The following is a 26,363-nucleotide window of genomic DNA, read 5'->3' as shown; positions in this document are numbered from 1 at the left end:
TTGCCCACGGTCAGCTCGACGAGTCGACGACCGTGAGCCGTTGGGTGGCACGGGTGAGCGCGACGTACCGGAGTGACAGGGCCGCGTGGCCCGTTCCGCCGAGCGCGTCGGGCTGCACGAGGACGACGCTGTCGAACTCGAGGCCCTTGCTCTCCCGCGCGGTGCCGGTCCATACCCGGGCGCGATCGGCTCCGGCGTCGGCGAGGAGGGCGTCGATCTCCGCCAGGAGCGAGCGCGGTGCGATGATGCCCGCGATGCCGGGGTGTGCGGTGATCGCGTCGACGGCGGCGCGGACCGCGGCCGGGGCCAGCGCGGCGGGTTCGACCGTGAGCTGCACGGGCTCCTCCTCGCCGCGTCGGATCGACACGGGCGCCGGGGAGTCCGGGTCGAGTTCGAGCCGGACGGGATCGGCGAGCGCCATGATCTGCTCGGGCGTCCGGTAGTTGACGGTGAGCAGCTCCTGCGTCCAGCGCGGGAGCTGGGGGCCGAGCAGCTCCTGCCAGCTGGAGCGGGTGGCGGAGGTGCTCTGCTGGTTGATGTCGCCGACGAGGGTCATCGAGCGGTTGGGGCCGCGCCGCAGGACGGCCCGAAGCAGCATGGGGGTGAGCTCCTGCGCCTCGTCGATGATGACGTGCCCGTAGACCCAGGTGCGGTCGCTCGCGGCGCGTTCAGCGGGGCTGCGGTCGTCCTCCACGGTCTGGCGGTCGGCGAGGTCCTGGGCGGAGCGGAGGTAGTCGTCGTCCTGGGCCTCGTCGTCGATGCTGATGTCACCGATCATCTCGAGCACACTGCGCGCGTACTCGACGTCGTGCCGGCGCTCGTAAGCGGCGCGGCGCTGCCGTTCCAGCTCGGGGCGCTGGTCCTCGCCGATGAGCTCGGCGGCCTCGTCGACGAGGGCGATGTCGCCGGGCGTGAGCCGGGCGGCCCAGTCGGTCTCACCTGCGCCGTCCGTTCCGGCGACGGGTTCGCGGAGCAGCAGGCGACGCTCCTCCTCGGTGTGGTCGGGCGCGACACGAGCCAGCAGTTCGTGGTCGGTGAAGAGACGGTCGATGATCTCGGCCGGTTCGAGGATCGGCCACATCGTGTCGAGCAGCTCCTCGACCTCGGGCTCCTCGCTCAGCTCCTGTCGACGCTCGTCGGCGTCCTCGCCCGTGCGGGGTTCGAAGCCGTCGCGCTTCGCCTCGAGCCCGATGAGATGCGTCAGCACGGCGCGGTCGAACCGCAGCTTCGCCTCGTTGTGCGGGGTGCCCGAGCGCTCGATCCCGGCCTTGATCCGCCGCAGGACGCCCGGCGTGACGCGGAGCGGGCCGTCACCGGCGATGCGGATCGTGACCGGCTCGTTGAGCGGCACTTGGCGCTCACGGACGGCCCGGGCGACGACGTCGGCCATCCGCAGCCGACCCTTGAGTTCGGCGGCCTCGAGCGAGTCCTCCGCGTGTGCGTCGAGTCCGGGCACGAGGGTCGCCGGTGTGACGAGGACGACGGCGGTCTCGCCGAGCGACGGCAGCACGCGGCTGATGTAGTCGAGGAAGGTCGAGTTCGGCCCGACGATGAGCACGACACTGCGCATGAGCCGCTCGCGGTGCTCGTACAGGAGGTATGCGGCGCGGTGGAGCGCGACGGCGGTCTTCCCGGTGCCCGGACCGCCCTGGACGAGGAGTGTGCCGGGAAGGGGTGCCCGGATGATCGCGTCCTGCTCGGCCTGGATGGTGTCGACGATGTCCGCCATGTGCTTGGTCCGGGCGCGACCGAGGGCCGCCAGCAGCGCACCCGACTCGCCGATGCCGCTCGGCTCGTCGTCGCTGAGCATGGTCGTGTCGAGGACCTCGTCGTGCACTTCCGTGACGCGGCGACCGGCCGTGCCGATGCGGCGGCGGAGGCGGAGGCCTTCGGGGCGGAGTGGCGTCGCGGTGTAGAACGGGCGCGAGGCCGGTGCGCGCCAGTCCAACAGGAGCTGGTCGCCGCTCTCCGGGTCGCGCAGACCGATGCGCCCGATGTGGTGCCGTTCGTCGGTCTCGCGTTCGAGGAGACCGAAGAGGAGTCCGAAGCTGGACGAACGCAGCTCGACCATCCGCTGGCGGTGGTGGGCGACCAGGGCATCGCGTTCCGAGAAGCTCGAGTCGTCGTCGCCGTCGAAGGCGCGGAGGGCGAGTTCGGAGCGTCGTTCCTCGAGGTCCGACTGCGACCGGATCACGTCGTGCAGCCGATCGAGATGGTCCTGTTCCTCGGCGATCGCGTCGTTCTGCACGGTGCTCCTTCTGGGTGTGGCGCGGTCCGTGTTCCGGGTTCACTGCGAGGACCGCACGAATACGGTAGTCGCTTTCCGGGCCCCTCACCGCCCTTGAGCGTGAGCTCCCAGAGACCTGGAGGCTGCCGTCGGGGCGCGGGGTCGGGCACCGAGCGCGGGCTGGTCGATAGGCTGACGGGCATGAGCACACCGGACGGATCGAAGCCGCAGCCCCTTGCGCCGCAGCAGGCGCACTCGCAGCAGTCGGTTCCGCCGCAGCCGTACCCGCAACAGCAGCTCCAGCCGCAGCAGTACGGGGTGCAGCCGTACGCCCAGCAGGCGCCCTACCCGCCGCAGCAGCCCTACCCGCCGCAGTACGCCATGCAGCCGTACGCGCAGCCGTATGCGCCCGTGTACCCCGCGCCCTACCCCTACCCGGCATCGCCGCCGAAGGGGCTCAGCATCTCCAGCATGGTCATCGGCCTGGTGTCGCTGTTCTTCGGGTTCACCTTTGTGCTCCCGGTCGTCGGATTCGTCCTCGGCCTCATGGGGCTCCGCCGCGAGCCCGCCGGTCGCGCGATGGCCATCACGGGCGTCGTGCTCAACGGGCTGTTCCTGCTCGTCTGGGCGGCACTCGTGCTGCTCTGGGTGTTCGTCATCGGCGGTCTACTCGCCGGCGTCGGCGGCGCGGCCTCCACGGGCATCGCCGCTTAGCCGCCGGTCAGCCGCCGAGCCATCGGTCAGCCGGCCGGGACGACCGTGCTGACCATCGACAGCACTACGGCACCGTCGACCTCTTCGCGTTCCAGCCAGACGGCGATACTCGAGAACTCGCTCAGCGACGCCGCGTGGGTGCCGCCGCAGGCGATGACCGCCGGGCCGCCCGGCAACTCGCAGTGCCAGCTGCGCCGATCGGTGAGCAGCTCGCCCTCGCGATCGATCCGGACGGCGGCGCCGCTGTCCAACCAACCGTCGAGCGTGTTCCGGATGCGTGACTCGAGCGCGTCGAGGTCGTCGAGGGCGGCCGGGTCGAACCCCTTCCGCCGGAGCGACTTGCCGATGCGGTAACGATCGGTCGACGCGTCCGGAGCGATCCGCGACGACTCGCAGGCGAGCGCGTCGAAATCGGGGGCCCCGAGAGCATCGGGGACGACCTCCTTGCGCCAGGCGTCGGCGAGCGCGGCGTTCAAGGCGAGTGATGCGAGGTGGCACCCGGTGTGCCCGGCGGAGAGCGCGTGCCGGGTGGACGCGTCCACCTCGATGCGGGCCGTCGCGCCCTCGACGGCGCTCCGGGCCGCCTCGGTGGAGACCAGGTGGGCGACGAGGAAGGCCCACCCCTCGGTGCCCTTCTTCACGGGGATGTCGGCGCCGAGGTACAGCCGGGTGCCGTCGCTCGCGGCGACGACGCAGTCGGTCACGGCGACCTCCACGGCGCTCGTGCCCGCACCGAAGGTGATGGTCGCCGTGTCGGCGGGCTGGTCGGGCCATGCTGCGTCGACCGGGTGGCAGGCCGTCTCGTCGAGCACGACGGCGAGGTGGTCGCCAGCGGATTCGACGTGCAGTACCGTGCCCGTCGAGACGAGGGCTCCGGTGGGATAGGTGACGCGCGTGTCCGTGACGGGGAGGCTCATGTCCCCACGCTATCGCGACCGGCCCGGACGCCCGTCGGCGGCTGTCAACCCCGGGAGACCGTGGAGGATCACGTCGTAGAGTCCGAGGACACGGAGCGCGACGCGTTCCGCGGAGAGGAGTGCATCATGACGGATCAGCAGGACCAGCGTTCAAGCGACGACCTCGCGACCGGTGCGGCCGGAGCGGACCAGGAAGCCTGGGAGGGTGCCGACATCGACACCGCAGCGCTCGTGAGCTCCGACCAGACGACCGCCGGACCGGGCTCGGACGGGTCGAGTCAGACCGTCGACGGCACCGGCTCGGAAGACGCGGCTCCCGATGAGGAGCAGGCGACCGAGGAGGCCGTCGAGACGCCGGAGCCCTCGACCGAACTCGACGCGCCGCTGGCCGAGGGTGACGGTGGCGACGCCGACGGCTCGACCGATCACCAGCCCGACTCCGGGCCGGCCTCCGAGGCCACCGACGACGCCCGCGAGGTCTACGACACCGCACCCGACTGAGTCGGGCATCACGCGACCGACGGGCCGTCCTCCGTTCCATTCGGAGGACGGCCCGTCGTGCGCTGCGGGCGTCGTCGTCCTCGGGTGGGAGGGCGGCTCAGATCGGCAGGAGCGACCAGACCACCGCGAGGGCGATCAGGCCCGCGACGCCTGCGATCGCCAGCGCATTGAGCAGACGGTGCTCGACCATAATGGCGACGTACTCGCGGAGGAACGCGCTCGGCACGTAGTAGGCGGCCGTCGGGGAGCCGATCACCTGCGCGTCGCTCCCGATCGAACGTGCGAGGAGCGCCGCTCGGAGGACGTGGTAGTTGTTCGTCACCACGATCGTCTCACCGTTCCGCCCGGCCGACTGCTGCAGGTCTCGTGAGAGCAACAGGTTCTCGCGCGTGTTCGTGGACGTGGTCTCGGGGAGCACGTCGGACGGGTCCGCGCCGTTCGCGACGAGGTACTCGGCCATGGCCGTGCCCTCCGGGCGGGGTTCGTCGTCGCCCTGTCCGCCGGATGGGATCAGGATCGGCCGCGTCGTCCCCGGTGAGGCGGCCCGGTAGATGCGGAGCGCCAGGTCCAGGCGACTGCGCAGCAACGGCGGGACCTCGCCGTGGATGAGGCCGGAGCCGAGGACGACGAGGGCGTCGGGCGTCCGCGTGTGGCGGTAGCGGCTGTAGACGAGTGAGTACACGCCGAAGGCCGCGAACGTCGCCGCCGCGTAGAAGCACGCGAACCCGAGCAGGAGACCCAGGGCGACGAGGACGATCGTCAGCCAGGAGGGCAGGGACTGCGGGTGCGCTCCGAGGACGAGCAGCACGGCCAGCACGGGCAGGACGAGGATCGCGACGCCGGCGAACAGCGAGAGCAGGTTGCCCAGGCTGCGTCCTTCGAGCCGGAGCATCGTGATGCCGTTGCCGATGAGGAGGACCCCGAGCACGCCCACCAGCAGGACCGTGCCGAACGCGGCGAGGATGACGGTGAACGGCGTCGTGCGGGACGCCTCCGAGAGGAGCGCCACCAGCCCGCAGGCGATCGCGGAGACCAGGAAGACCCCGTTGCGCAGGCGGCGGGCGTCGCGGCGTCGACTCGCGACGTAGAGCACCGCGAAGACGGCGGCCGGGAACAACATGATCATGCCCTCATCCTGCCCGACCGATCGTCCTGCACCGGTCGTGCGGATGGGGCGTGCGGGCAGACCGTCCGGGGTGCTATGACCGCGGCGGCTTCGGCGTCATCGCCTTGAGTGTCGCCTCCTCGGCGTCGATCGCCGCCAGGACCGCGGCGACCGCCGGTTCCTGGTAGCGACCCTCGGCGCGCGCCGAGAGGAGCGCCTCGCGTTCCGCCGCGATCATCTGGCGGCGGAGTCGGGCGAACGCGACCGTGCGGAGTTCGGAGCCGTCACCCGTGTACTGCTCGAGGGCGTTGGCCACGAAGCTCGCATTGGTCCGCAGACGGTTGAGCACCTGCTCCTCATCCGCCTCGGTCGTCAGCTCGTCGAGGCGGTCCAGGCCGGCTGTCTGGACCTCCGCCATGAGCATCAGTTGTTCGACGCGCTCCTGGCTGTGGTTCGGCGGCGGGAGGTGCAGCGCGCGGATGATCCGGGGGAGCGCGAGCCCCGAGAGGAGCGTGCCGACCACGACGACGAACGCCAGGAACTGCAGGAACTCGCGCGACGGGGTGTCCTCGGGCAGCAGGAACACGGCCGCCAGGGTCACCACGCCACGGACGCCCGCTGCGGAGACGGCTATCCCGTTGCCCCACGACCAGCTCCGCTCACGGAGCCGTCTCGGCCCGAGCCGGTAGATCGCCGTGACCGTCATCTCCCACACGAACCGCGAGACGATGAGCGCCGCGAGGACCCCGACACTGATGAACACGGTCGGCCAGAGCCCCGGACCGGTCTGGATCGCCCCCTCGAGGATGCCGGCCAGGTTGAGCCCGATGAACAGGAAGACGGCGTTCTCGAGGAGGAACTGGATGGTGCGCCAGTTGAGCGACTCGGCGATGCGCGCCTCGGCTGACTGCACGATGGGCGCCCGGTAGCCGAGCAGCAGCCCGGCGGTGACCACCGCGAGGACGCCCGAACCGTGGATCGCCTGCGCCAGGAGGAACGCGAGGAACGGGGTGATGAGGGAGAGGCAGGTGTCGAGGACTGGGGCGCGCAGGCGTCGGCGGACCTCGGACAGCACCCAGCCGACCGCGAGACCGACGCCGGCACCGGCGACGACCTCGATGACGAACTCGCCGGCGATCATGACCGGGTTGACGACGCTCGTGATGGCGAGGATCGAGGCGTTGAGTGCCACGAGTGCGGTGGCGTCGTTGAGCAGGCTCTCGCCCTCGAGGATCGTCAGCACGCGGCGGGGGAGCCCGAGTCGTCCGGCGATCGCGCTCACGGCGACGGCGTCGGTCGGCGCGATGACCGCTGCGAACGCGAACGCCGCCGCGAGGGTGATCGACGGGATGAGGAGCCAGCTGGCGAACCCGACCGACACGACGGTGAACGCGACCGCTCCCACCGAGAGCAGGATGATGCCGTCGTTACGGGCACGGATGTCGATGAGGGAGATCCGGATCGCCGACGCGAAGAGCAGCGGCGGCAATAGTCCGTAGAGGATCAGGTCGGGTTCGATCTCGACGGTCGGGACGGCGGGGATGAACGACGCGACGCCGCCGACGAGCACCAGGGCCACCGGGGCGGAGACGCCCGCTCGGCCGGACAGGCCGGAGACGATGACGGTGACGACGACGAACACGACGATCCACGAGATGAGCGCGACGGGATCCATGTGGGGATTCTCCCACCTGGGACGCCGTGGTCGTCCGTACGATCGTCCGAACTCCGGAGCGGCCGGGATCGGCGCCGGTTCTGGACGCACGACGCCCCCGCACGGTCAAGCCGTGCGGGGGCGTCGATTGGAGCGGTGAGGCGGCTCAGCCGCGGCGGTTGGCCGCACTGCTGGAGCCGCGCTGCTCCGCACCGGTCTCCCGGGTGCGGAGACCGAAGCGGTAGGTGAGCTTCTCGGTGGAGTGACCGCGGCCGTGGACGGCGGTGCCCGCGGAACGGTTGGAGGACGCTGGGGTCCGAGTCTGAGTGATGGACATGGTGGTTCTCGATTCTGGTGTTACGGATGATGGATGGGCCGGTTCCAGAGGGGGAATGCGATGACGATCGGTGCAGGTCGCATGGATGGAGCGACGAGACCGTCCGGTATGCAGCTGCGCCGAGATTCGGCTGCGCTGGTCGGCTGGGGCCGTCCGGTGGATCGTTCTTCGCCGTTCTGGATGACGGCTGGTGGTGTCGTGTCGGGAGCATCGGCGTATCCGTGGAGGTGTGGACTCTGCACACGGAAGCCGGTTGTGACATCGGCACTCGAGGAACAAACGTACGCGACCAAGCTGAGAACGACCTGGGAATGCCTGGCGTCAGTGCTTGCGCGGGTCGATGCCCGAGGTTGGACCCGAGCATCGACCGGCGGTGTCGCAGAGCTTCGGGCCACCGCACCTAGGGGAGGGGTGGCCGTATCTCCCGCGCACCCGAAGGGATATCGGGCTCGGGAGGCCGGAGGGTGATCGCGGGGGACGATCGGTTACCGGTGGAGGCGTTGGAAGAACTCCAACACAATATATATTAACAGCTCAGCGTTGCGTGTTGCTGTGGGATTGCTGGGAGTGCTCAGTCCGTCGCAAGGAGGCGCAGGATCCGCGCGGTCTCGGCCGCGACCGCGCTGCGCCCGGCCCGCACGTAGGTGCGGGGGTCGACGAGCTTCGGCTGCTCGTCGAGGACGTCGCGCACCGCCCGGGTGAACAAGCCGTTGAGGTGCGTCGAGAGGTTGATCTTCGTCATCCCGGAACGGACCGCCGCGCGGAGCTCGTCGTCGGGGAGCCCGGAGGAACCGTGCAGCACGAGCGGGACGGGCACCTCGCGGCGGAGCTGTGCGATCAGCGCGTGGTCGACGGCGGCCTCCCGGCTCGTCATCGCGTGCGAGGTGCCGACGGCCACGGCCAGGGCGTCGACGCCGGTCGCAGCGACGAACGCGACGGCCTCTGCGGGCACCGTGCGTGCGCCCGGAGCGTGGACGCCGTCCTTCCCGCCGACCTCGCCGAGCTCCGCTTCGACGGCCACGCCGCGCGCGTGGCAGAAGTCCACGATCTCCTTCGTCGCGCGGACGTTCTCGTCGTACGGCAGGGTCGAGGCGTCGTACATGACGCTGTCCACGCCGAGCTCGACACCCTCGCGCACGAGCTCGGCCGACTCCACGTGGTCGAGGTGGACGAGGACCGGGACCGTCGCTGCACGGGCGATGGCCAGCGAGGCGAGTGTGATGGGGGCGAGCGACCCGTGGTACCGCACGCAGTTCTCGCTGATCTGCAGGATGACCGGCAGCCCGGCCTCCTCGGCGCCGGCGACGATCGCCTCCGCGTGCTCGAGGAGGACCACGTTGCACGCCGCGATGCCGGCGTTCGAGGACGAGGCGTTGGCGAGGAGCGTGGTGAAGTCGAGGGCGGTGGTCATTCGGTTGCTCCAATGGGGTCGGGTGCGTCGGGTGCGTCGAGGAATCGGTGGAAGGCGGCGAGGTCGATCGCGCCGGCGATCGGTTCGAGCACGGCCGCCGCGCCTGCGGCCGCCGCCGTGCGGAGTGCCTCGGGAAGTGTGGCTCCCGCGCGGAGTGCTGCGACCAGGCCGGCCGTGGCGGCATCGCCGGCGCCGGTCGGGTTGCCGCTGACGCCGGGGACGGCCGGGACCTCGTGGGCACCATCGGCGTCTCCGGCGGTGAGGCCGTCGGCCCCACGGGAGATGACGACCGCGCGGGCCCCGAGCGCGAGGAGTGCCGCGCGAGCCGATGCCAGGTCGGCGGCGCCCGTCGCCTCGAGGGCCTCGTCGAGGTTGGGTTTGAGGATCGTCGCACCGGCGCGGGCCGCGGCGAGGAGCGCCGTGCCGCTGACGTCGACGATCACCGGGACGCCGGCGTCGTGCCCGGTTCGGACGAGGGCTTCGACGACGGTGTCGGGCGCGGCCGGCGGGAGCGAGCCCGAGATGACGAGTGCGCTCGCGTCGTGGAGGGCGCGTCGGAGCTCGGTCGTCAGGGTGGTCCACTCCTCGGGCGTCACGACCGGACCGGCTTCGGCGAAGAGGGTCGGATGCTGGACGCCGTCGACGACCGCGACCGTCGAGCGTGTCTCGGCGCGGAGCTCCACGACCCGGGTGGGGAGGTCGTCGGCCGTGAGGGCGTCCGCGAGCCAGGTGCCGGAGGCGCCACCGAGGGGGAGCACCTGCAGAGTCGGGACGCTGAGCGACTCGAGGACGCGGGCGACGTTCACGCCCTTCCCGCCGGCACGACGCACGACGGACTGGACGCGTTGCGTGACCCCGAGCTGCTGCTCGGCGACCGTGTAGGTGATGTCGACGGCCGGGTTCGGCGTGACGACCACGACGCGACGCGGTGCGGGGGTGGTCGTCATCGGGCTGTCACCAGTCGGCGAGCGAGGATCCCCGCACCGACCGTGGCCGCCTCGTCGCCGTGACGAGCGGGCAGGAGCTGCGGGACACGGACGACGTCGAGGCGCTCGCGGAGTCCGTGCTCGAGTGGCTCGAAGAGGGCGGCTCCGGCGAGGGCGAGCCCACCGCCGATCACGATGGCGGTGGGTGCGGCGACGACGGTGATGCCGGCGAGGGCCTCGGCGAGTGCATCGACGGCGTCGTTCCAGATGACGATGGCGGCGGCGTCACCGCTGGCGACGGCGTCGGCGACGGTCTTCGCGTCGCGGGTGCCCGCGCGTCGTGCGATGCCGCCCGCCGAGGCGAGTTCCTCGACCCGGAGCCCGCGGTGCGGGCCGTCCTGGATCACGCGCTGGCCGATCTCGCCGGCCCAGCCGCCGCCGGCGAAGGGGATGCCGTCGATGACGAGCGCCGAGGCCAGACCGGTTCCGACCGGTACGAACGCGATCGTGCCCGTGACGTCGGCTGCAGCGCCCGAGACCGCCTCCGCCAGCGCCCCGGCGCGGACGTCCTGCCCGAAGGCGAGCGGCACCTCGAGCGCGGGACGGAGGAGCTCGGGGAAGGCGAGGTCGCGCCAACCGAGGTTGACCGCGTGGATGCAGACGCCGTGCTGCTCGTCGACGACGCCGGGCACGACCACCCCGACGGCCGCTGGGGCTGCGACGCGGCTGGCGGCGCCGACGAGTCCGAGGACGATGTCGAGAGTCAGGACACCCGAGGTGTCGCCCGAAGGCGTCGCCTCGCGCCAGCGCCCGAGGACCGTGCCGTCGGCATCCGTCAATGCGGCTTTGATCCCGGTCCCGCCGACGTCGATGCCGAGGACCGCCCGCTCGGTCACGGCGTCAGGATGACGGAGCGCGTGAGCGAACGGGGGTGGTCGGCGTCGAGGCCGCGGGCCTCAGCCAACGCGACCGCGAAGCGCTGGGCGACGACGAGCCCGGCGATGGGGTCGAGGTCGTGCTGCACGAAGGTCGCTCCGGTGGCCGCGACGTCCTCCGGCAGGCCGACGGGCGTCGGGCCGAGGGACCAGACGAGTCGGCCGGGCTGCGCGATCGCGATAGGACCGTGGCGGTAGTCCATGGCGGGGTAGGACTCCGCCCAGAACTGTGCCGCCTCCCGGGTCTTGAGCGCGGCCTCGAAGGTGAGGCCCACGGCGTGCCCGAGTCCGATGAAGGAGACCTGGTCGGCGGCGAGGTACTCGTCGATCGGGATCTGCAGCGCCCGCTCGGCTTCCACGGCGAGTGCCTCGACGTCGTGGCCGAGCGAGCCGCGGAGGAGCGCGAGCGTCGTCGTGGCGAAGCGGGTCTGGACCACGGAACGCTCGTCGGCGAAGGGGAGGGCGATGACGTGTGCCGCCGGAACGGTCGCGGGGGAGTCGTCGACCGCGGTGATGAGGACGGTGGTGACCGAGTCGCCCACCGCCTCCAGCAGGTGCACGATCTCCGTGGTCGTGCCGGAGCGTGAGATGGCGACGATACGGTCGTAGTCGCGGATGCCGGGGAACTCCGAGCCCGCGAACGCGTCCGTGATGCCGAGCCCCGCCTGTTCGCGCAGCACGGCGTAGCTCATCGCGATGAACCAGCTGGTGCCGCACCCGACCACCGCGACGCGCTCACCTGGCTGCGGCAGTACGGCGGCGGCCTCCGGCACGAGGGCGGCGGCGGTGCGCCAGGATTCGGGCTGCGACGCCAGTTCGGCGGCGACGAAGGTCTCGGGCATGACGTGCCTTTCACGTGAGGGGACGCGATCGCAGCGTGGCGATACGTTGCCGCAACCATAGCGGATCGAATCTGATCGATACCAGTGCAAATCGTCAGAATCAATCAGACAGGCGCTGGCTGAGCGCCCATATGATGGTCACAGTACGCCCGACCCGACCGGAAAAGCAGGACAGATGACGCAGCAACAGCGACTCAACGCCCTGCTCGAGCTCGTGAGCGAACGCGGCAACGTGACGATCGCCGAGATCGGCGAAGCGCTCGGCATCTCCGCGGCCACCGCTCGTCGCGACCTGACGGCGCTCGCCGAACAGCGACTCGTCACGCGGACCCACGGCGGTGCCGCCGCCCTCGGCACCGGCTACGAGCTGCCGCTGCAGTACAAGATCGCCCGCCAGGCCGACGCCAAGATGGCCATCGCGAAGGCCACGGCCGCCCTGATCAACGTCGGCGACGCCGTCGGACTCAACGGCGGTACCACCACGAGTGAGGTCGCGCGCGTGATCGGGCGGAGCGAGCACCTCGTCCGTTCGGACGGCGACGCCTCGGTCACGATCGTGACGAACGCGCTCAACATCGCCTTCGAACTGTCCGTGCGCTCGCACGTGAAGATCGTCGTGACGGGTGGCGTCGCACGACGCCAGTCCTATGAACTCGTGGGATCGCTCGTCGCGGGGGCGCTCGCCGAGATCGCCCTCGACGTCGCGATCCTGGGCGTCGACGGCCTGAGCGCGCAGTTCGGCGCCACCACCCTCCACGAGGGTGAGGCCTCGGTGAGCCAGGAGTTCGTCAAGGTCGCGAAGCGGGTCATCGTGGTCGCCGACAGCACCAAGATGACGAAGGCGACCTTCGCCCGCATCTGCCCGCTCGACCGCATCGACGTGCTCGTCACCGACCAGCCGGTGGATCCGACGCTTGCCGACGCCCTGGCCGCGGCCGGCGTCGAGCTCATCATCGCCGCCTGAGTCCTCTCCTTCCGGACGCTGAGCCGCCCCCTCCCGGTCGCTGAGCGGCCCTTCCCGGTCACTGAGCCGCTTTCCGGTCACTGAGCCGCTTTCCGGTCACTGAGCCGCGTTCCGGTCACTGAGCCTGTCGAAGTGCCGCACCCTCCCGCTCGTTGACCCCTCCTCTCGGCCGCTGACCCGCCCTTCCGGTCACTGAGCCGCCCTCCCGGTCACTGAGCCGCCCTCCCGGTCACTGAGCCTGTCGAAGTGCGACCCCGCTCCCCATGTTTCCGCGCGGTAAAACCTCTCCACATCGGCCGCTCCGCACTTGCGTCAGCGCTGTGATCGCCTATTGTCATTTCATGATCGTTTTGGCATCATATGAATCAACTTCACGCAAGGAAGCGGATGTGATCGAGTGAGCACTGCACCAGCCACCACCCCCGAAGGCCTCCGGGTCGCCGTCATCGGCACCGGCCAGCGGGCCTACATCGCCGAACACGTCGCCACGAGCCCCACGTCCGCATCGGTCGTCGCTGCGGTCGACACCAACGAGATCGGTCGCGGTCGGGCACGGCAGCTGTTCGGCGACGACATCGAGGTGTTCGACTCCCACGAGGCGCTCATCGCGCAGGGCGGTGTCGACGCGGCGATCGTGACGACGCCCGACTGGACCCACAAGGAGATCGCGGTCGACCTGCTGCGCGCCGGCATCGCCGTCTACCTCGAGAAGCCGCTCGCGATCACGCTCGACGACGCCGACGCGGTCCTCCAGGCCGCCTACGAGTCGCGGACGCCGCTCTACGTCGGGCACAACTTCCGCCATGCGGCCGTCGTCCGGCTCATGCACGAGGTCATCGAGCGCGGCGAGATCGGCGCGGTCAAGTCCGTCTGGGTGCGTCACTTCGTCGGCAACGGCGGCGACTACTACTTCAAGGACTGGCACGCCGACCGCTCGCGCGTGAACACCCTGCTCCTGCAGAAGGCGAGCCACGACATCGACGTCGTCCACTTCCTCGCCGGCGCGTACACGCAGCGCGTCGTCGCGATGGGCGACCTCGCGGTCTACGGCGACGTCGACGATCACGAGGACCGCAGCGGCCAGACCATGGCCGACTGGTTCTCCTACGACAACTGGCCGCCCGAGGCGCAGCGCGGCCTGAACCCCGTGGTCGACGTCGAGGACGTCTCGATGATGCTCATGACCCTCGAGCACGGGATCACCGCCAGCTACGAGCAGTGCCACTTCACGCCCGACTACTGGCGGAACTACACCGTCATCGGGACGCACGGTCGGCTCGAGAACATCGGCGACACCGCAGGTGGCACCGTCAAGGTGTGGAACCGTCGTCGCACCTGGAGCACCGAGGGCGACGTCGAGTACCCGATCGCGGGCGTCGAGGAGGGCCATGCCGACGCCGACCTCGACACGATGAACGAGTTCCTCGCCTTCGTCGCCGACGGCACCCCCACCACGTTGTCGCCGGTCGCCGCACGCCAGGCCGTCGCCGCCGGTGCCCTCGCCGCCCACTCGCTCCGCAACGGTTCGATCCCGCTCGACGTCCCGCCACTCGACCCCGCACTCGTCGAGTACTTCTCCTCCCTCACCGCCAGCACCGCACCGCACTCCCTCGACGCCGCCGCCCGGTAGCGCACCTCGAAAGGACTCCAGTCATGCCTTCGCCGTTCATGAACCGCAACACCGCACCCGGCGGTCGCAACCGCCGCCGTGCCGTCCTCAGCGGCATCGGCCTCCTCGCCGCCGCCGCGCTCACCGCCGGCTGCAGCACCGGTGGCGGGGGCGCCACCGGTGGCGAGTACGCCGCCGCTCCGAAGGACCTCAAGGCCGAGATCACCTACGGCGTCTGGGACCAGGCCCAGGTCGAGGCGATCGACGCCAACATCGAGGCCTTCAACAAGGTCTACCCCGACATCACCGTCAACGTGAACGTCACACCCTGGGCCTCGTACTGGTCGAAGCTCCAGACGCAGGCCTCGAGCGACACCCTGCCCGACCTCTTCTGGTTGAACGGCCCGAACTTCCAGGTCTACGCGGCGAACGGCAAGATCGAGCCGATCACCGGCGCCGTCAAGGCGGGCGACATCGACCCGAAGAACTACCCCGAGGCACTGAACGAGCTGTACTCGCTCGACGACACCCAGTACGGCGTGCCGAAGGACTTCGACACGATCGGCGTCTGGGTCAACACGGCCCTCTTCGAGCAGGCCGGCGTCGCGCTGCCCGCCGACGGCTGGACCTGGGACGACTTCGACACCGCCGCGCAGGAGATCTCGACGAAGCTGAAGGATCAGGGTGTCTACGGCGCTGCCGGCGGCATGGACGGCCAGACCACCTACTACAACACGATCCTGCAGGCCGGCGGCGAGGTCATCAACGACGACCAGACCGAGTCCGAGTACGACAGCCCCGAGGCCCAGGAAGGGCTCCAGTTCTGGACCGACCTCATCGCGAACGGCTCATCACCCAGCATCCAACAGCTGACTGACACGCCGGCCGACCAGTGGTTCACCTCCGGCAAACTCGCCATGTACTGGGGTGGCAGCTGGCTGCGTCCGCTCGTCGGCGAGTCCGACGTCGCCGCCACCGCCCAGGCCTTCCCGCTGCCGACCGGCGAGGAGCAGGCGACGGTCATCCACGGTGTCTCGAACGTCGTCGCGGCGGCGAGCAAGAACAAGCAGGCCGCACAGGCGCTGCAGGTGTTCCTGGCGAGCGAGGAGGCCCAGCAGCAGCAGGGCGACCTCGGCGCCGTCATCCCCGCGTTCACCGGCACGCAGCAGTCGTTCGTCGACTCCTACCCGACGATGAACCTGCAGGTCTTCCTCGACGCCCTCGACTACGCGATGCCACTGCCGGTGTCTGAGAACACCGCCGCGTGGAACGCGCTCGAGGTCGAGCTCCTGCCCGACGCGTTCAGTGGCGACAAGCCGGTCGCCGACGTGGCGAAGGATCTCGCCGAGCAGATGAACGCCGCGCTGGCCAAGAAGTGACCGGTCAGACCGTGCTGCGCACCCCGTCGGCGCCGCTCTCCTCACCGAGAGCGGCCCGGCGGGGTGCCGCCCGCGGCGACGGTGCCTGGCCGTGGGTCTTCGTCCTCCCGCTCCTCACCGGCATCGGCGTCTTCTTCATCTGGCCGATGGTCCAGACCGCCTACTACTCGTTCACCGAGTGGGGCGTGTTCGGCGGCACCACCTTCACGGGCATCGAGAACTACGTCCGGCTGTTCGCCGACCCGCGGCTCTACGCCTCCCTCGGCAACACGCTGATCTACACGGCGGTGGTGCTCCTCGGCATCCCGATCGCCGTCTACCTCGCGAGCCTGTTGAACCTCCCGGGGCTCCGGTTCGCGAGCTTCTACCGGGTGCTCTTCTTCCTGCCGTACGTCGCGATGCCGACCGCCGTGGCCATCGTCTGGCGCATCATCTTCAACGGTGACTTCGGCATCCTCAACTACACGCTGTCGCTCGTCGGTGTCGACGGCCCTTACTGGATCAGTACGCCGGGCACCGCGATGTTCGCCGTGGCGATCGTCGGCCTCTGGTCGTCTCTCGGCTTCTCGATGATCATCCTGGCGTCCGGGCTCAAGAACATCGCACCGGAGCTGTACGAGGCGGCGGAGCTCGACGGCGCGACCCGGTGGCGGCAGTTCCGCTCGATCACGGTGCCGCTGCTCACCCCGAGCATCTTCTTCGTCACGATCATCACGGTCATCTCGAGCTTCCAGCTCTTCGACCTGCTGTACGCGATCCTCGGCAGCACCAACCCGGTGCTCCCGAAGAGCATGTCGCTCGTCTACTTCTTCTACGACCAGGGCTTCGTCCAGAACGACAAGGGGTACGCGGCGGCGATCGCGATCGTGATCTTCCTGATCATCGGACTCGTCACGCTCCTGCAGTTCCGGCTCCAGAAACGATGGGTGAACAATGACTGAGCAACTCACGGCCACAACACCGCTCACCACCCGTGCCGTCACCGTTCCGGGTTCGGGTCGCCCCTCCGCCGCGTCCGCGCGACGCCGCGAGGCCGGTCGGCCCGGCCAGCGGCGCGGGTCGCACGTCGTCGCCCACATCGTGCTGGGCGTCGGTGGCCTCATCATGGCGTTCCCGTTCATCTGGCAGATCATCATGTCGCTGTCGACGAACGCGGAGGTGCAGAGCGTGGTCCCCACGTTCTGGCCGGCCGAACTGCAGTGGCAGAACTACGCCGCGGTGTTCGAGCGCCTCCCCTTCCTCGATCAGCTGCGCACGTCGATCGTCATCACCGTGATCAGGACGCTCGCGCAGATCGTCCTCTGCACCATGGCGGGGTACGCGTTCGCGCGGATGCGGTTCCGCGGGCGCGCGGTGCTGCTCGCCGTGACACTGTCGATCCTCATGGTGCCGTCGCAGGCGTACCTCATCTCGCAGTACCAGATCGTGCAGGGCTTCGGCTGGCTGAACACCACGCTCGGCATCGTCGCACCCGGCCTGTTCAGCGCGTTCGGCACCTTCCTCATGCGGACGGCGTTCCTGAACCTGCCGACCGAGCTCGAGGAGGCGGCGCGGATCGACGGCGCCGGGCCGTTCCAGATCTTCTGGAAGATCATGCTGCCGCTCGCGAGGCCCAGCATCAGCGTCCTCGCGATCACGACCGTGCTGTGGTCGTGGAACGAACTGCTCTGGCCGCTCGTGGTCTCCACGTACGCCAACTCGATGCCGCTCGCCGCCGGTCTCGCGACACTCTCGAGCGACAAGACGACGGACTACCCGGTGATGATGGCCGCGTCGATCCTCGCGATGGCACCGGTCCTCATCCTGTTCATCGTGCTCCAGCGACGGGTGATCGACGGGCTGGCGTTCTCCGGCCTGAAGTAGCACTTCGACAAGTGGTCCCTGAGCTTGTCGAAGGGTGGTTCCTGAGCCTGTCGAAGGGCGGGACCGGGTTGCCCTTCGACAAGCTCAGGGACCGAGGGGAGCGGGGCGTCAGGCCTCGCCGGTGCTCCACCAGGAGGCGATCGGTGTCCCGTTCACGACGTGGTCGCCGATCGCCCTGGCCTTGAAGCGTGACGGGTTGTGCGAAGCGATCGTGCGGGCGTTCCGCCAGTGGCGGTCGAGCGCCCGGTGCGTCTCGACGGCGCTCGCGCCGCCCACGTCGAACAGGGCGGTCGCGGCGTCGAGCACGGCGGGCAGGATCACGAGCTGGGCGCGCGCCGTCGCGAGCTCGACGGCGGCGATCCGTTCCTGGACGAGGTCCGGGTCGGCACCGTGGATCGCCGCGCTCGAACGCCCCAGCGCGGTCGTCGCGGCGGCCAGGGCGGCGTCGGCGGCGAACGACTTCGCCGACAGCTCGCCGACGACCTCCTGCACGATCGGGTCGGCCTGGGCGGTCGACGCCGCACCGTGGCTGTACGTCCTGGTCCGCGCGCGGACGAACGCGCCGGCGTCGTCGACGATGGCGCGGCCGATGCCCGTCACCGCCGCCAGCAGGACCAACTGGACGAACGCGCCGCCGTGCGAGGGGCGTTCCGGCTCGCGCCGGGTCACCGCCGACGTGTCGACGGCGACCTCCGTGAAGACGGTGGTGCCGCTGCCCGTCAGTCGCTGTCCGAACCCGGTCCAGTCATCGATCCGATCGACACCCGCGGCCTCCGTCTCCACGAGCACCGAGACGAACTCGCCCTCCTGTTCGGCGGCGACCCCGACGAGGTCGGCGAACAGGGTGCCCGTGCTGTAGAACTTGGTCCCGTTCAGTCGGAGACCGCCCGGCGTCTCGGTGAGCCGGGTGGCGAGCGAGCCCACCTTCGCGGCCGACCGCTCGTGGCTCGCGTTGCCGACGATGGCTCCGTCGGCCAACCGGGCCAGGCGCGCCTCGCGGTCCGCGGTCGCCGGGGCGTGCAGGGTGCGGTCGATGTAGGAGAAGTGGGAGCGGAACAGCTGCGCGAGGTTCGGGTCGCGTCTGGCCAGCTCGGCGAGCAGCTCGAACAGCTCGCCGTGTGTGGCCTCCTCGCCGCCATACCGTCGCGGCAGCGTCACGCGGGTGAAGCCTGCTTCCCGCAGCGCCTCCACCTCGGCATACGGCAGCCGGCGCTCGCGCTCCCGTTCGACGGCGTCCCGCCCGAGCTCGTCGAAGAGCGGTGCGAAGCGCTGCGCCAGGTCCCGGTCGATCGTCGCCGTCTCGCTCATGCCTGCTCTCCATCCGCCGGAACGGGCTCGGTCTCGGGCCGCGCCCCCGGAGCCTGCCACTCGGGCAGGGTGCCGTTGAGTTCGAACTGCCCGAGTGCCGCCGAACGCTGCACGGCGGGATTGTGGGAGGCGATCGTCCGGACGTTCCGCCAGTGCCGGTCCAGCGCGGTCGACCGGCCGACGGCGGAGGCACCACCGACCTCGAACAGGCGGCTGAGGGCATCGAGGACGAGCGGGAGGACGACCTGCTGGACGCGGAAGACCTCCAGGAGCGCCGAACGCGCGGCGTCGGGATCGGTGGCCGGTTCCTCCAGGGTCCGAGCAGACGCGAGGACGAGCGCGCGGGCCGTGTGCACGACGCTGCTCAGCTGGCCCACGATCGACTGCACGAGCGGATCCTCGCGTGGCAGGTGCTCGCCCGCGTGGCCGACGGTCCGTCGCCTGGCGCGCACATAGTCGACGGTGTCCTCGAGGGCACGTTGCGCGATGCCCGCCACCACACCGAGCAGGATGAGCTGTTGGAGGGCGCCCGTCCGGTGCCACCCCGCCGCGTCGCTGCTGTGAACGACGAGGTCGCGCGGGTCCACCGGCACGCGGTCGAAGGTGGTCGTCCCGCTTCCCGTCAACGGCTGTCCGAAGCCGTCCCAGTCGTCCACCGAGCGGGTGCCTGGATCGTGCGCGGAGACGGTCACCGCGACGCGGTCGGTCCCGTCGAGCGCGGACAGGTGGATCCAGTCGGCGTAGATGCTGCCGGTCGTGTAGTACTTCGTGCCGGTCACCGTGAGGAGTTCGCCGTCGCGGTCGAGGACGGTCTCGAGGTGTGCGGTCGCGTGCCGCTCCGACTGCGCGTTCCCGACGAGGTCGCCGGCGCTCAGCCGGGCGAACCAGTGCTCCCGATAGGCGGCGTCGGGCGAAGCGAGCAGCGCCTCGACGAACAGGATGTGTCCGCGCCAGACGTGCCCGAGGCTCGAGTCCGCCGCCGAGAGCGCGATGAGCCGCGCGAACAGCTGCTCGAGCGTGAGCCCGCCGCCGCCGGACGCGACGGGCACTCTGGCAGCGGCGAAGCCCAGGTGCTTGAGCTCGGCGACCTCGTCGAACAGGAGGCGCCGGTCGGTCTCGCGCGACACGGCGCCGCCGCGGATGGAGGAGAGGAACGAGTCGAAATCGTCGGTGCTCATCGGTGCAGCACCCGCTTCGCCAGCACGTTGCCGAGCAACTGGGCGAGCTGCACGAGCAGGACGAGCGTGACGACCACGAGTCCGACGACGATCCAGTCGAACCGCTGGTAACCGTAGGTCATGGCGAGGTCGCCGAGGCCGCCGCCGCCGAGCACACCGGCCACGGCCGTCGCATCGACGAGGGCGACGAGGATGTAGGTCAGTCCGAGGATGAGTGGGCCGAGCGCCTCGGGCACGACGATCGTGAACAGCACCCGCACGGGGCTCGCCCCCATGGCCGCGCCTGCCTCGATGGCACCCGGTGAGACGGCGACGAGGTTCGACTCGGAGACGCGACCGATGGCGACGCTCGCGACGAGGATGAGCGGGATCGTCGCCGGAAGCGGTCCGAGGCCGGTGCCGAACACGAGCCGCGTGAGCGGGATGAGCGCGATCGCGACGATGAGGAAGGGCACCGGTCGGATGACGTTGATGACGAAGTTGAGAACGCCGAACACGACGCGGTTCTGCAGGAGGTTTCCGGGCCGGCTCGCGTAGAGCAGGAGGCCCAGCAGGATCCCGATGACCGTCGCGACGGCGAAGGACACGGAGACCATGAGGCCGGTCTCCCCGATGGCCTTGAGGAGACGCGGGAAGAACGCGTCGGGATCGAAGTCACGCATGGGTGTGCTCCTTCAGGGAGTCGGGGTCCTCGGCGAGCGGTTCGTGCCCGGCGGCGATCGGTCCGTGTTGCCCCACGCCCGGTCCCTGAGCTTGTCGAAGGGCGTGCGCAGGGTCGATCGCGGTGACGGTCGCCGTGGCTCGGAGCCCCGCGATGGCGGCGTCCACGCGGTCGTCCGGTCCGAGTAACTCGACCGTGAGACTGCCGAACAGTCGCCCCTGGAGTTCGTCGACGCCGCCGAACACGACGTTGAAGTCGATGTCGTTGTCGCGTGCGACCCGCGAGAGGAACGGGTGGTTGGTGTCGCGGTCCTCGACGTGCAGCTGGACCAGGCGGCCGTGGTGGACGGCCCGGATCTTCGCGAGCACCTCGTCGGAGGGGATGTGGTGGAGCACCGACGAGACGAAGCGTCGCGCGGTCGCGGTGCGTGGTGCCGAGAACACCTCGTACACACTGCCCTGTTCCACCACCTCGCCACTCTCCATGACGGCGACCCGGTCGGCGAGTTCGCGGATGACGTCGATCTCGTGAGTGACGAGCAGGATCGTGACGCCGTACTCCTCGTTCACCCGCCGGAGGAGCTCGAGGACCTCGCCGGTCGTCTGCGGGTCGAGGGCGCTGGTCGCCTCGTCGGAAATGAGGATCTCGGGGCGGGTGGCGAGGGCGCGGGCGATGCCGACCCGCTGCTTCTGCCCGCCGGAGAGCTGCGACGGGTAGGCGAGCGCCTTGTCGCTCAGCCCGACGAACGCGAGGAGCTCTTCGACGCGGTCGAGGATCTCGGCGTCCGGCACCTTCGCGAGTTTGAGTGGGTAGGCGATGTTCTTGTAGACGGTCCGGGACTCCAGGAGGTTGAACTGCTGGAAGATCATGCCGATCCGCTGACGCGCGGCGTAGAGCGCCTGCCCGGCGAGTGCGGAGATCTCGAGGCCCTCGACGATGACCCGCCCGCTCGTCGGCCGCTCGAGGGCGTTGACGGTGCGCAGGAGCGTCGACTTCCCGGCGCCGGAGTACCCGACGATGCCGAAGATCTCGCCCCGCTCGACCGTCAGGTCGACGTGCCGCAGCGCCTCGAAGGCACGGCCCTTCACCTCGAACGTCTTGCTGACGTCCTCGAAGACGATTGCTGTGTTCATCACCTGCTCCTCTCGCGGGAGGGCCGTCCGGGAGACCCCGGACGGCCGCTGCGTGGTGGCGGCAGATCATCGCGCGAGGCGATGATCGCCCTCCGTCGTCCTACTCGGCTTCGGATTGGAGCTCGGCGAGTTTGTCGCGGAGGTCCTTCACCGGCACCTTCACGAGGATCGAGTTCCCGGCGAACTCGTCGTCGAGCGCCTCGGCGACGCGCGGGTCGGCGTAGGTGTCCTCGAGGATCTTCCAGGCCGGGTTGTCCTTGTCCTCTGCGCGGGTGGCGATGATGTTGACGTAGGGCAGGTTCTTCTCGGAGAGCGAGTCGTCGAGGAAGAGCGCGTCGTCCTTCGTGATGCCCTGGCTCGGGTCGAAGTAGGAGGTCCCGACGACGACGGCCGCGAGGGACGGGTCGTCGAACTGCTGCGGGATGCTCGTCGCGGGCAGTGGCACGAACTGGAGGTTCTTGTCGTTCGCGGTGACGTCCTCGACGGTCGGGAAGTTCCCCGCGTCCGCTGCGATCTCGATGAGTCCGGCCGCGGCCAGGATGTTCAGGGCACGGCCGCCGTTGGACGGGTCGTCGGGGATCGCGATGCGCGCGCCGTCGGCGAGGTCCTTGACGTCGGGGAGCGTCTTCGAGAAGACGCCCCACTGCGTGATGACGGTCGAGAACACCGGTGTCAGGTCGGCGTCGTTCTCCGCGTTGAAGGCCGAGAGGTAGAGGATGTGCTGGAAGGCGTTCGCGTCGACGGTGCCGGCGACGAGTTCGGTGTTCGGGAGGACCCAGTCCTTCACGTTCACCCACTCGACGTCGAGGCCCTTCTCAGCGGCGACCTCCTTGACGGCGTCCTGGAACTGCGTGTCCTCCGACACCGCGATCTTCACGCTGAGGCGCTCGGCGGGCGCACCGGAACCGGTCGCCGCGTCGGCTGCCCCGTTCTGGCCACCGACGACGACCGAGACGACGACGGCGATCGCGGCGACGGCGACGACCGCGACACCGCCGATCAGCAGGTTCCGGCGCTTCCGTTTGCCGGAGGCGATCGACGCCCGCAATTCGCTCGGTTCTGGTCCCGTGTGCTCACTCATGATGGTCCTCGGCTCTGTCTGTGGGTGCACTGGTGCGTGCACAGAGCCAGTTTCCACAGGCGTGCGGAGGGACGCCCGTTGCGTTACCGCGGACCGTCACCGTTCGAGATGAAACGTAAACGCGCAGCACGGACGGGCGATCGTCCCTACACTGCGGCACGTCCACCGGCGCTCCGCACCCCCGGTCCCTGAGCTCCCACTCCGGTCCCTGAGTTCCTCCTCCGGTCCCTGGGCTCCTCCTCCGGTCCCTGAGCTCCCTCTCCGGCCCATGAGCTCCCACTCCGGTCCCTGAAGCTTGTCGAAGGGTGGTGGGCACTTCGACAAGCTCAGTGACCGGGGCTGGGGCTCAGCGAACGAATCCGGAGGCCCGTGGCCGAATCCGGAACGTAGCGACCGTGTTCGCTGCGCGCACCTCTTCCGGTCCCTGAGCTTGTCGAAGGGTGGGGTCAGGCGGGGTGAACGAAGTTACTCCGGCGGCGGGCGAGGCGTCGGCCCGCGAGCTGATCGAAGATCGGGCAGTCGGGTGAGGGGATCGGCGACCCGTGGTGGGTCGGTGCTCCGGCCAGAGGGGTCTGTTCCGGAGGAGAGGACGCCGCCCGTGCGTCGAACCCGTGGGTGAGCGTCGTGAAGATCGGGGACGCGGAGCGCGGCGGGCGCGCGGACGAGCTGGGCACGGGGTCCTCTCGGGAGTCGGCGGCGAGGGCTTCGCGATCACGGTGAGTACGTCGCGACAGCAGAACTCATATTCTAGAACATGAATGCTGAGTGTCGACCTCGCGTCGTCGGAGATCGAGGGTCACCCGACGTCGTAGCGAGCCAGAGCGTCCGCGTCCTGGGCGATCCGCGACGCGCGGCGGGCGGCGTCGAGCGCCTCGACCGGATCGTCGACCGCTGCCGCCTCCGCGAGCGCGAGCTGCCGCTGTGCCTCGGCGAGGCGCGTCCTCGCGTCGGCACCCACCCTCCCTCGGTGCGCGGAGATGACGTCGACGGCGACGCGGATGTTGCTGTCTGCGGTGAACAGCGCCCCGCGCATCGCCTCGCGAGCGTTGTCGAGGCGCTGCTGTGCGCTCCGGGCGGTTGCAAGGGCCGCGTCGAGATCGACGTCGGCGGCGCGAACCGCCTCCAGACGTCGCACCGGATCGGGCAGGACGCGGTCGCCGTCCGCGGACGTGGCCGACTCCGCCTCCAGGAGCGCGCGGTTCGCCCGCTCGACGGCAGCCGCGATGACGGCGGCCGTCTCCGCGCGTTCCACCGTCGCGCCCAACGCCTCCGCTTCGGCGATCACCGTGCGGAGCTCCCGCCCCGCTGCGGCGAGTTCGGTCTCCGCCGCAGTGATACCCGCGAGCGAACGCTCGACGGCGTCCAGCCGGTCCTCCGCCTGCTGCAGCTCGCGCCCCAGGGCGTGCAGTGACGCGGCGGCCGGCCGGGCGGTGTCGATCCGATCCTTCGTCTTCGCCGCATCGGCCGTCGCCTGGTCGACCGTGTCCTGCGCGGCCCGGCGGAGCGCCCGGGCGTCCTCGACGGCGCTCGCCGCATAGCGCTCGGCGGTCGAGGCGATCGCGAGGCCGGTGGTGGCGAGTCGTTCGCGCGCGCGGTCGATGCGTCGCTTGAGCTGGTCGAGGAGGTCGGGGGCCGAGCGCTCCGCTCCACGCCGCTCGTCGAAGCCGCGCAGTCGCGCCCTCAGCGTGCGCTCGACGTCCTCGCAGACGCTGATGATCCGCTCGTTCCAGGCGCGGCGCTGCGCCTCCGTGTCGGCGATCTCGTCCTCGAGCGACTGGCGGAGCCGGAACGCCTCCCCGATCGCCGAGCGTGCCGAGGCGACGTCGGCTGCATACCCTCGGGCGGCTTCGCGTCCGAACTCCGCTTCGGCGAATCCGACCTCGTCCTCGGCCTCGCGGACCGCGTCGTCGGTGCGGACGAGGGCGATGCCCGCGCGGCGGTGGAGGTCGTCGATGGAGGCGACGGGGGTCTTCGGATTGCGCCGACGCAGCAGGGTGACGAACAACCAGACGATGATGCCGACGCCCCCGAACACGATCAGCGAGGGGAGCCACCACAGGTCGTCCATGGGCTCCAGTCTACGAACGCGGAGCGGGGATCGGCTGGGAAGGACGTGGCGTCGGGCGTCGGTCGTCGGCGGTGTTTCGACGCCTGTCGAGCTTCCTCGGGATCGCGTTCGACGCGTCGGTCCGCGGGGCTACCCTGAACCCATGACCCGCCAGCAGCGCCTCGTGCTCACGATCGCGATCCTCTCCTCGTTCGTGGCGTTCCTCGACGGCTCGGTCGTGAACGTCGCGCTCCCCGCGATGACGAAGGAACTCGGCGGCGGCCTCATCGTGCAGCAGTGGGTGGTCGACGCCTACCTGATCACCCTCGGGTCGCTCATCCTGCTCGCGGGCTCGCTCTCCGACGCGTTCGGGCGCATCCGCATCCTCCGCATCGGGCTCATTGGCTTCGGCGTCACCTCGATCCTGTGCGCCGTCGCGCCGACCGCCGAGGTCCTCATCGTCGCCCGGCTGCTCCAGGGTGGCGCGGCTGCGCTGCTCGTGCCGAGTTCGCTCGCCATCATCATCTCGACGTTCAGCGGCGTCGCGCAGGGCAAGGCGATCGGCACCTGGACGGCATGGACGGGAGCTGCGGGCATCACCGGCCCGCTGCTCGGCGGCGTGCTCGTCGACACGTTGTCCTGGCGCCTCATCTTCGCGATCAACATCATCCCGATCCTCGTCACCCTGTGGCTCATGATGCGCACCGACCGCGTACCCGAGCCCGAACACCGCCCGCGTATCGACGTCGTCGGCGCGGTGCTCGGCGCCGTCGGGCTCGGCGGTCCTGTCTTCGCGCTCATCGAGCAGGAGCGCTACAGCTGGTCGAGCCCGATGCTGCTCGTGCCGCTCATCGGCGGGGTCGTGTCCTTCGTCGCGTTCCTCTGGTGGGAGCGCCGCCACCCCGATCCGATGCTGCCGCTGTCGCTCTTCCGCGTGCGCAACTTCGGCTACGGCAACATCGCGACCGTCTTCATCTACGGTGCCCTCTCGCTCGGCTTCTTCGCCATCGCGGTCTTCATCCAGCAGACGGCGGGCTTCAGTGCCACTCTGGCCGGCATCGCGACGCTGCCGCCGACGCTCGTCATGCTCGCGTTGTCGTCGTGGTTCGGCAAGCTGGCCGGCAAGCACGGACCGCGGCTGTTCATGACGATCGGACCGATCGTCGCCGGCGTCGGCTTCCTGCTGATGATGGGTGCGCAGCAGGACCTGAACTACTGGGTGCAGCTGTTCCCGGGCATCCTGCTCGTCGGTCTCGGCCTCGCGATCACGGTCGCGCCGCTCACCGCGGGCATCCTCGGATCGATCGACCCGGCCCATGCCGGCATCGGATCGGCGGTCAACAACGCGGTGTCGCGCGTGGCCGGCCTCGTGTCGATCGCCCTGGTCGGCATCATCGCCGGTGGCGCGCTCGGCGTCGACGGGTTCCCACGGGTGGTCCTGGCGACCGCCGTGTTCATGTTCGTCGGCGGTGTGGTGTCGTTCGTCGGCATCCGGAATCCGCGGACCGCGACCGCGCCGGAGACGACGACCTCGTCGCCGGCCTGACGCTGTCGCCTGGCGGCGAGCCCTC

Annotated in this window: 23 protein-coding genes; 8 read left to right on the top strand and 15 right to left on the bottom strand. The window is 70.1% G+C overall.

Going from position 1 to position 26,363, the window contains the following annotated elements; genetic code table 11:
- Positions 1–10: 10 nt before the first annotated feature.
- Complete coding sequence (locus IFR14_RS18965) at positions 11–2,248, bottom strand: HelD family protein (RefSeq protein ID WP_137244116.1); 2,238 nt, start codon at positions 2,246–2,248, stop codon at positions 11–13.
- A gap of 180 nt (positions 2,249–2,428) precedes the next feature.
- Here IFR14_RS18965 and IFR14_RS18960 point away from each other — a divergent pair, with 180 nt between their 5' ends.
- The gene (locus tag IFR14_RS18960; RefSeq protein WP_137244115.1) at positions 2,429–2,941 is read left to right on the top strand and encodes a DUF4190 domain-containing protein; all 513 of its coding nucleotides are present in this window, start codon (positions 2,429–2,431) and stop codon (positions 2,939–2,941) included.
- Between the two features lie 26 nt (positions 2,942–2,967).
- Here IFR14_RS18960 and IFR14_RS18955 read toward each other — a convergent pair whose 3' ends face one another.
- On the bottom strand, positions 2,968–3,858 hold the full coding sequence (locus IFR14_RS18955) for a metal-dependent hydrolase (protein WP_137244114.1): 891 nt from the start codon (positions 3,856–3,858) through the stop codon (positions 2,968–2,970).
- Positions 3,859–3,984: 126 nt separating this feature from the next.
- Between IFR14_RS18955 and IFR14_RS18950 the strand changes: the two genes are divergently transcribed.
- Entirely contained in the window at positions 3,985–4,359 is a 375-nt protein-coding gene (locus tag IFR14_RS18950) for a hypothetical protein (protein ID WP_137244113.1), read from the top strand.
- 97 nt (positions 4,360–4,456) lie between these two features.
- Here the strand turns inward: IFR14_RS18950 and IFR14_RS18945 are convergent, their stop codons facing one another.
- From IFR14_RS18945 to IFR14_RS18915, 7 genes are all read right to left on the bottom strand, one after another.
- Positions 4,457–5,485, bottom strand: a complete 1,029-nt coding sequence (locus IFR14_RS18945; protein WP_137244112.1) for a YdcF family protein — start codon at positions 5,483–5,485, stop codon at positions 4,457–4,459.
- A 73-nt stretch (positions 5,486–5,558) separates the two neighbouring features.
- Complete coding sequence (locus tag IFR14_RS18940) at positions 5,559–7,139, bottom strand: cation:proton antiporter (protein WP_137244111.1); 1,581 nt, start codon at positions 7,137–7,139, stop codon at positions 5,559–5,561.
- Positions 7,140–7,284: 145 nt separating this feature from the next.
- The gene (locus IFR14_RS18935; protein ID WP_153303529.1) at positions 7,285–7,455 is read right to left on the bottom strand and encodes a hypothetical protein; all 171 of its coding nucleotides are present in this window, start codon (positions 7,453–7,455) and stop codon (positions 7,285–7,287) included.
- 571 nt (positions 7,456–8,026) lie between these two features.
- On the bottom strand, positions 8,027–8,866 hold the full coding sequence (locus IFR14_RS18930) for a class II fructose-bisphosphate aldolase (protein ID WP_137244110.1): 840 nt from the start codon (positions 8,864–8,866) through the stop codon (positions 8,027–8,029).
- Positions 8,863–9,813 carry a 1-phosphofructokinase family hexose kinase gene (locus IFR14_RS18925; protein ID WP_137244109.1) on the bottom strand — a complete coding sequence of 317 codons (951 nt, stop codon included), beginning with the start codon at positions 9,811–9,813 and terminating at the stop codon, positions 8,863–8,865. The genes IFR14_RS18930 and IFR14_RS18925 overlap by 4 nt, the downstream gene beginning before the upstream one ends.
- Positions 9,810–10,688 (bottom strand): ROK family protein, encoded by an 879-nt coding sequence (locus tag IFR14_RS18920; RefSeq protein ID WP_191941949.1) that lies wholly within the window; start codon positions 10,686–10,688, stop codon positions 9,810–9,812. Before IFR14_RS18920 ends, IFR14_RS18925 begins: the two co-directional genes overlap by 4 nt.
- Positions 10,685–11,569 (bottom strand): SIS domain-containing protein, encoded by an 885-nt coding sequence (locus IFR14_RS18915; protein WP_191941948.1) that lies wholly within the window; start codon positions 11,567–11,569, stop codon positions 10,685–10,687. Before IFR14_RS18915 ends, IFR14_RS18920 begins: the two co-directional genes overlap by 4 nt.
- Positions 11,570–11,744: 175 nt before the next feature.
- Between IFR14_RS18915 and IFR14_RS18910 the strand changes: the two genes are divergently transcribed.
- The 5 genes from IFR14_RS18910 (at position 11,745) to IFR14_RS18890 (ending at position 17,384) form a co-directional block, all read left to right on the top strand.
- On the top strand, positions 11,745–12,533 hold the full coding sequence (locus IFR14_RS18910; RefSeq protein WP_079706484.1) for a DeoR/GlpR family DNA-binding transcription regulator: 789 nt from the start codon (positions 11,745–11,747) through the stop codon (positions 12,531–12,533).
- Between the two features lie 397 nt (positions 12,534–12,930).
- A complete protein-coding gene (locus IFR14_RS18905; protein WP_191941947.1) occupies positions 12,931–14,163 on the top strand; it encodes a Gfo/Idh/MocA family oxidoreductase in 1,233 nt (410 codons plus the stop codon).
- A gap of 23 nt (positions 14,164–14,186) precedes the next feature.
- Entirely contained in the window at positions 14,187–15,521 is a 1,335-nt protein-coding gene (locus tag IFR14_RS18900; protein ID WP_249407044.1) for an ABC transporter substrate-binding protein, read from the top strand.
- Entirely contained in the window at positions 15,518–16,462 is a 945-nt protein-coding gene (locus tag IFR14_RS18895; RefSeq protein ID WP_307783555.1) for a carbohydrate ABC transporter permease, read from the top strand. The genes IFR14_RS18900 and IFR14_RS18895 overlap by 4 nt, the downstream gene beginning before the upstream one ends.
- Positions 16,455–17,384: a carbohydrate ABC transporter permease gene (locus tag IFR14_RS18890; protein ID WP_191941946.1), complete on the top strand. Its 930-nt coding sequence runs from the start codon at positions 16,455–16,457 to the stop codon at positions 17,382–17,384. Before IFR14_RS18895 ends, IFR14_RS18890 begins: the two co-directional genes overlap by 8 nt.
- Positions 17,385–17,492: 108 nt before the next feature.
- Here the strand turns inward: IFR14_RS18890 and IFR14_RS18885 are convergent, their stop codons facing one another.
- The 6 genes from IFR14_RS18885 to IFR14_RS18860 all read right to left on the bottom strand — a co-directional run bounded on the left by IFR14_RS18885 (position 17,493) and on the right by IFR14_RS18860 (position 24,813).
- The gene (locus tag IFR14_RS18885) at positions 17,493–18,692 is read right to left on the bottom strand and encodes an acyl-CoA dehydrogenase family protein (RefSeq protein ID WP_191941945.1); all 1,200 of its coding nucleotides are present in this window, start codon (positions 18,690–18,692) and stop codon (positions 17,493–17,495) included.
- Positions 18,689–19,870, bottom strand: coding sequence for a hypothetical protein (locus tag IFR14_RS18880; RefSeq protein ID WP_191941944.1), 1,182 nt, complete (start codon positions 19,868–19,870; stop codon positions 18,689–18,691). Before IFR14_RS18880 ends, IFR14_RS18885 begins: the two co-directional genes overlap by 4 nt.
- A complete protein-coding gene (locus IFR14_RS18875; protein WP_079706489.1) occupies positions 19,867–20,532 on the bottom strand; it encodes a methionine ABC transporter permease in 666 nt (221 codons plus the stop codon). The genes IFR14_RS18880 and IFR14_RS18875 overlap by 4 nt, the downstream gene beginning before the upstream one ends.
- Complete coding sequence (locus IFR14_RS18870; protein WP_191941943.1) at positions 20,525–21,664, bottom strand: methionine ABC transporter ATP-binding protein; 1,140 nt, start codon at positions 21,662–21,664, stop codon at positions 20,525–20,527. Before IFR14_RS18870 ends, IFR14_RS18875 begins: the two co-directional genes overlap by 8 nt.
- Before the next feature lie 100 nt (positions 21,665–21,764).
- Entirely contained in the window at positions 21,765–22,745 is a 981-nt protein-coding gene (locus IFR14_RS18865) for a MetQ/NlpA family ABC transporter substrate-binding protein (RefSeq protein WP_191941942.1), read from the bottom strand.
- 796 nt (positions 22,746–23,541) lie between these two features.
- The gene (locus tag IFR14_RS18860) at positions 23,542–24,813 is read right to left on the bottom strand and encodes a hypothetical protein (RefSeq protein WP_191941941.1); all 1,272 of its coding nucleotides are present in this window, start codon (positions 24,811–24,813) and stop codon (positions 23,542–23,544) included.
- A 142-nt stretch (positions 24,814–24,955) separates the two neighbouring features.
- Between IFR14_RS18860 and IFR14_RS18855 the strand changes: the two genes are divergently transcribed.
- Positions 24,956–26,338, top strand: a complete 1,383-nt coding sequence (locus IFR14_RS18855; protein WP_191941940.1) for an MFS transporter — start codon at positions 24,956–24,958, stop codon at positions 26,336–26,338.
- Positions 26,339–26,363 lie beyond the last annotated feature (25 nt).

The organism is Plantibacter sp. CFBP 8775, assembly GCF_014839505.1.
GTDB classification, from domain to species: domain Bacteria; phylum Actinomycetota; class Actinomycetes; order Actinomycetales; family Microbacteriaceae; genus Plantibacter; species Plantibacter auratus.
Note: the sequence above shows the minus strand (reverse complement) of the source record. Positions and strands in the feature narration are given on the sequence as shown.

Coding starts and splice junctions, on each gene's coding strand:
- IFR14_RS18880 (WP_191941944.1), bottom strand. CDS start 19,870: ATGAGCACCGACGATTTCGACTCGTTCCTCTCCTCCATCCGCGGCGGC.
- IFR14_RS18950 (WP_137244113.1), top strand. CDS start 3,985: ATGACGGATCAGCAGGACCAGCGTTCAAGCGACGACCTCGCGACCGGT.
- IFR14_RS18930 (WP_137244110.1), bottom strand. CDS start 8,866: ATGACCACCGCCCTCGACTTCACCACGCTCCTCGCCAACGCCTCGTCC.
- IFR14_RS18885 (WP_191941945.1), bottom strand. CDS start 18,692: ATGAGCGAGACGGCGACGATCGACCGGGACCTGGCGCAGCGCTTCGCA.
- IFR14_RS18955 (WP_137244114.1), bottom strand. CDS start 3,858: ATGAGCCTCCCCGTCACGGACACGCGCGTCACCTATCCCACCGGAGCC.
- IFR14_RS18900 (WP_249407044.1), top strand. CDS start 14,187: ATGCCTTCGCCGTTCATGAACCGCAACACCGCACCCGGCGGTCGCAAC.
- IFR14_RS18940 (WP_137244111.1), bottom strand. CDS start 7,139: ATGGATCCCGTCGCGCTCATCTCGTGGATCGTCGTGTTCGTCGTCGTC.
- IFR14_RS18860 (WP_191941941.1), bottom strand. CDS start 24,813: ATGGACGACCTGTGGTGGCTCCCCTCGCTGATCGTGTTCGGGGGCGTC.
- IFR14_RS18960 (WP_137244115.1), top strand. CDS start 2,429: ATGAGCACACCGGACGGATCGAAGCCGCAGCCCCTTGCGCCGCAGCAG.
- IFR14_RS18865 (WP_191941942.1), bottom strand. CDS start 22,745: ATGAGTGAGCACACGGGACCAGAACCGAGCGAATTGCGGGCGTCGATC.
- IFR14_RS18925 (WP_137244109.1), bottom strand. CDS start 9,813: ATGACGACCACCCCCGCACCGCGTCGCGTCGTGGTCGTCACGCCGAAC.
- IFR14_RS18855 (WP_191941940.1), top strand. CDS start 24,956: ATGACCCGCCAGCAGCGCCTCGTGCTCACGATCGCGATCCTCTCCTCG.
- IFR14_RS18915 (WP_191941948.1), bottom strand. CDS start 11,569: ATGCCCGAGACCTTCGTCGCCGCCGAACTGGCGTCGCAGCCCGAATCC.
- IFR14_RS18935 (WP_153303529.1), bottom strand. CDS start 7,455: ATGTCCATCACTCAGACTCGGACCCCAGCGTCCTCCAACCGTTCCGCG.
- IFR14_RS18945 (WP_137244112.1), bottom strand. CDS start 5,485: ATGATCATGTTGTTCCCGGCCGCCGTCTTCGCGGTGCTCTACGTCGCG.
- IFR14_RS18875 (WP_079706489.1), bottom strand. CDS start 20,532: ATGCGTGACTTCGATCCCGACGCGTTCTTCCCGCGTCTCCTCAAGGCC.
- IFR14_RS18910 (WP_079706484.1), top strand. CDS start 11,745: ATGACGCAGCAACAGCGACTCAACGCCCTGCTCGAGCTCGTGAGCGAA.
- IFR14_RS18870 (WP_191941943.1), bottom strand. CDS start 21,664: ATGAACACAGCAATCGTCTTCGAGGACGTCAGCAAGACGTTCGAGGTG.
- IFR14_RS18890 (WP_191941946.1), top strand. CDS start 16,455: ATGACTGAGCAACTCACGGCCACAACACCGCTCACCACCCGTGCCGTC.